Origin of the sequence: Actinoplanes sp. NPDC051411 (assembly GCF_040682075.1) — a bacterium.
In the GTDB taxonomy this organism is placed as follows: Bacteria; Actinomycetota; Actinomycetes; order Mycobacteriales; family Micromonosporaceae; genus Actinoplanes.
Genome location: NZ_JBFBAD010000269.1, coordinates 1 through 3,218 on the forward strand (window position 1 = coordinate 1; position 3,218 = coordinate 3,218).

The 3,218-nt window shown below is 68.8% G+C and carries 3 protein-coding genes and 1 pseudogene; 2 read left to right on the plus strand and 2 right to left on the minus strand.

Annotated elements, in window-relative coordinates; all coding sequences use genetic code 11:
- Window positions 1–285, minus strand: a pseudogene (locus AB0M88_RS53055) (penicillin-binding protein); the annotation flags it as partial.
- 492 nt (window positions 286–777) lie between these two features.
- On the minus strand, window positions 778–1,245 hold the full coding sequence (locus AB0M88_RS53060) for a DUF5318 domain-containing protein (protein WP_364116241.1): 468 nt from the start codon (window positions 1,243–1,245) through the stop codon (window positions 778–780).
- Between the two features lie 187 nt (window positions 1,246–1,432).
- Between AB0M88_RS53060 and AB0M88_RS53065 the strand changes: the two genes are divergently transcribed.
- Together AB0M88_RS53065 and AB0M88_RS53070 are read left to right on the plus strand one after the other, a co-directional pair.
- Complete coding sequence (locus AB0M88_RS53065; RefSeq protein ID WP_364116244.1) at window positions 1,433–2,065, plus strand: PadR family transcriptional regulator; 633 nt, start codon at window positions 1,433–1,435, stop codon at window positions 2,063–2,065.
- Window positions 2,066–2,085: 20 nt separating this feature from the next.
- Window positions 2,086–3,165, plus strand: a complete 1,080-nt coding sequence (locus AB0M88_RS53070; protein ID WP_364116246.1) for an inositol-3-phosphate synthase — start codon at window positions 2,086–2,088, stop codon at window positions 3,163–3,165.
- The last annotated feature ends 53 nt before the right edge of the window (window positions 3,166–3,218 follow it).

Sequence of the window (3,218 nt, forward strand, 5' to 3'; positions counted from 1 at the left end):
GACCGGCTGCGGCAACTCCACACTGTCGAAGAAATACGTGCCACCCACCACCCCGGCACCCAACAAGATGACCACCACCGCCGCGGCCGCGGTCAAAATGTTGGTCCGCCGACGCCGCTTGGCCGCCTTCGACTTGTCCTTCTTGCCGCCGCGGCCACCCGAGCCGAGCGCACCGTCGTCACCGGTGCCGGGCGGCATCCCCGGCCCGCCACCGCCGGGCCGCACCGCCGCGCGAGCCACCGCGGCCCGGCCGCCGGCGCCGGCGCCCACCGAGGCGCTGCCCACTGAGGCCCGGCCACCCGGCCGAGCCGAGCCAACCGCGGCGCCACCCACCGCGGCACCACCGACCGCGGCACCACCGACTGGGGCGCCACCCACGGCGGCCCGGCCACCCGGCCGAGCCGTTCCGACTGATGCACTACCGGCCGCACCACCCGCGGCGGCGCGCCCCGATCCCCGACGGTATGCGTCGGGTGCGGAACGCGGCTCGTCCGAATATCGGGCGGGGGCGTCGTCAGGCGCGGAGCCGGGCGCACCGGGCACCCGGGCCCGGGCACGCGCAGACTGCGGATCGCCGTACGAGTTCATTCGGTCACACCTCGGTCGCGATGGCGCATGACGACAGAGCCCTGGAGGGGCCCCCGCCGACGGCGTCACAAGCGGACATTCGGGGCTGCATCCGCGCAGCCGCCCGGTCGGATGTCAGAAATGACCGAGTCCTGCGCTGGCTGCGCGAGTCGGTCGGGGTCGAGTGCACAGTAGTCGGACGAAGCCGCTTCATCCGCGGCCCTCCCGGCGTTGCGACGACGACCCGGTCTCGCGGTGGCGGCCCGCGGCAGCCGCGGCAAGTGCCTCGGCCTGGTCAAGTTCGTCGGCAGTGAGCGCGTCCCGACCGAGCACGAACTGCTCGATCAAGTGATTCCACGCGCAGGTCTGGCACACCTCGACGACGAAGACCTGAAGCTCACGCAGCGTCATCGCCAGCACGGAAAGCTCGGCCAGCTTGCGAGCCTGTCCAGCGGACTGCTTGAGCTCATCGCCGTAGATGTAATGCACCAGGGTCAGATTGTCGCGGCGGCAGATCGGACAGCGCTCGTCGGTCGGCTCGCCATGGAAGTGAGCAGCACTTTTCAGGTAAGGCGAGGCGTCACAGACCTCGAGCGTCCCGATCCGGCCGCTGTGCACGTCACGCAGGACTGACCGCCTCTGTAGCGAGTAGTCGACGACCTGCCGCTGCGTGCGCATGGCGAAGAGAGTACGCGGTCGTCGCCCCCGCGGCGACAGCCATCACTCAGCGTGGCGCGGTCGTCGCCGAGCCATGAATTTCTTGCACCTTGGGCCGGGCCGATCTACGGTTGCGATGTATCGGCCCGATACATCGCTGCCCTACCGGGTGGCCCCAGCCTGACGAGTGGAGCGGAGGAGGTTGCCGATGCTGGAGTTGGCGATCCTCGGCCTGCTGCAGGAAACGCCCATGCACGGTTACGAGCTGCGCAAAGAGCTCGCCACCAAGCTCGGGACGATCCGCGCCGCGATCAGCTACGGCACGCTTTACCCGACCCTCAAGCGCCTGCAGACCGCCGGTTGGATCACCGAGACCGAAGCCGATCAGACGATCGTGCCTCCGATGACCAGCAAGCGCGGCCGGGTTGTCTACAAGATCACTGCCGAGGGCAAGGAGCGGTTTGCCGACCTCCTCGCCCAGGCAGGTCCCGAGACCTATGACGACGCCGGCTTCGGCGTGCACTTCGCCTTCTTCGCCCGCACCGACCGGGCCACCCGGCTCCGCATCCTCGAGGGGCGCCGCCGGCGCATCGAGGAGCGCCGCGAGGGCCTGCGCGACGTGCTGTCGCGCGCCACCGGCCGGCTCGACGCCTACACGCTCGAACTGCAGCGCCACGGCCTGGAGGCCTGCGAGCGCGAGGTCCGCTGGCTGGAGGAGCTCATCACCAACGAGCGCTCCGGTCGCGCCCCGTCCGGCGCCGCCGATTCCCATGATCTCCCCGCCGATCCGGCTGGGGACGCATCCCCCGTTTTCCCGCGTCCACATCAGGACCGGCCGTGATGAACAAGGAGGCAAACGCGATGGGTTCCGTACGCGTCGCCATCGTCGGTGTGGGTAACTGCGCCTCGTCCCTGATCCAGGGCGTGGAGTACTACAAGGACGCCGACCCGAACGACCGCGTTCCGGGTCTCATGCACGTGACCTTCGGCGACTACCACGTCTCGGACGTGAAGTTCGTCGCGGCGTTCGACGTAGACGCCAAGAAGGTCGGCATGGACCTGGCCGAGGCGATCGTCGCCAGCGAGAACAACACGATCAAGCTGACCGACGTGGCCCCGACCGGTGTCACCGTCCAGCGTGGACCGACCTTCGACGGCCTCGGCATCTACTACCGCGAGATGGTCGAGGAGTCGCCGGCCGAGCCGGTCGACGTGGTTCAGGTGCTGCGCGACGCCGAGGTCGACGTCGTCGTCTCCTACCTGCCGGTCGGTTCCGAGCAGGCCGACAAGTTCTACGCCCAGGCCGCGATCGACGCCGGCTGCGCCTTCGTCAACGCGCTGCCGGTCTTCATCGCCTCCAATCCGGAGTGGGCGCAGAAGTTCACCGACGCCGGCCTGCCGATCGTCGGCGACGACATCAAGAGCCAGGTGGGCGCCACGATCGTGCACCGCGCCCTGGCCAAGCTGTTCGAAGACCGTGGCGTCGAGCTGCTGCGCACCTACCAGCTCAACTTCGGCGGCAACATGGACTTCATGAACATGCTGGAGCGCAACCGCCTGGTCTCGAAGAAGATCTCGAAGACCCAGTCGGTCACGAGCCAGATCCCGCACGAGATGATCAAGAGTGACGTGCACATCGGCCCGTCCGACCACGTGCCGTGGCTCGACGACCGCAAGTGGGCCTACATCCGGCTGGAAGGCCGTTCGTTCGGCGACACCCCGCTCAACGCCGAGCTCAAGCTCGAGGTGTGGGACTCCCCCAACTCGGCCGGCGTGATCATCGACGCGGTCCGCGCCGCGAAGATCGCCAAGGACCGCGGCATCGGCGGCCCGATCCTCTCGGCGTCGTCCTACTTCATGAAGTCCCCGCCGGTCCAGTACAACGACCACGACGCCAAGGAGGCCGTGGAGGCCTTCATCCGCGGCGACGTGGAGCGCTGACCAGCAACCAGTAACTGGAAAGACCAGCGGCGGGCCCGGACCGATGTCCGGGC

Bases quoted from the DNA above. Each gene is read 5' to 3' on its own strand.
- AB0M88_RS53060 (WP_364116241.1), bottom strand. From the start codon at position 1,245: ATGCGCACGCAGCGGCAGGTCGTCGACTACTCGCTACAGAGGCGGTCA.
- AB0M88_RS53070 (WP_364116246.1), top strand. From the start codon at position 2,086: ATGGGTTCCGTACGCGTCGCCATCGTCGGTGTGGGTAACTGCGCCTCG.
- AB0M88_RS53065 (WP_364116244.1), top strand. From the start codon at position 1,433: ATGCTGGAGTTGGCGATCCTCGGCCTGCTGCAGGAAACGCCCATGCAC.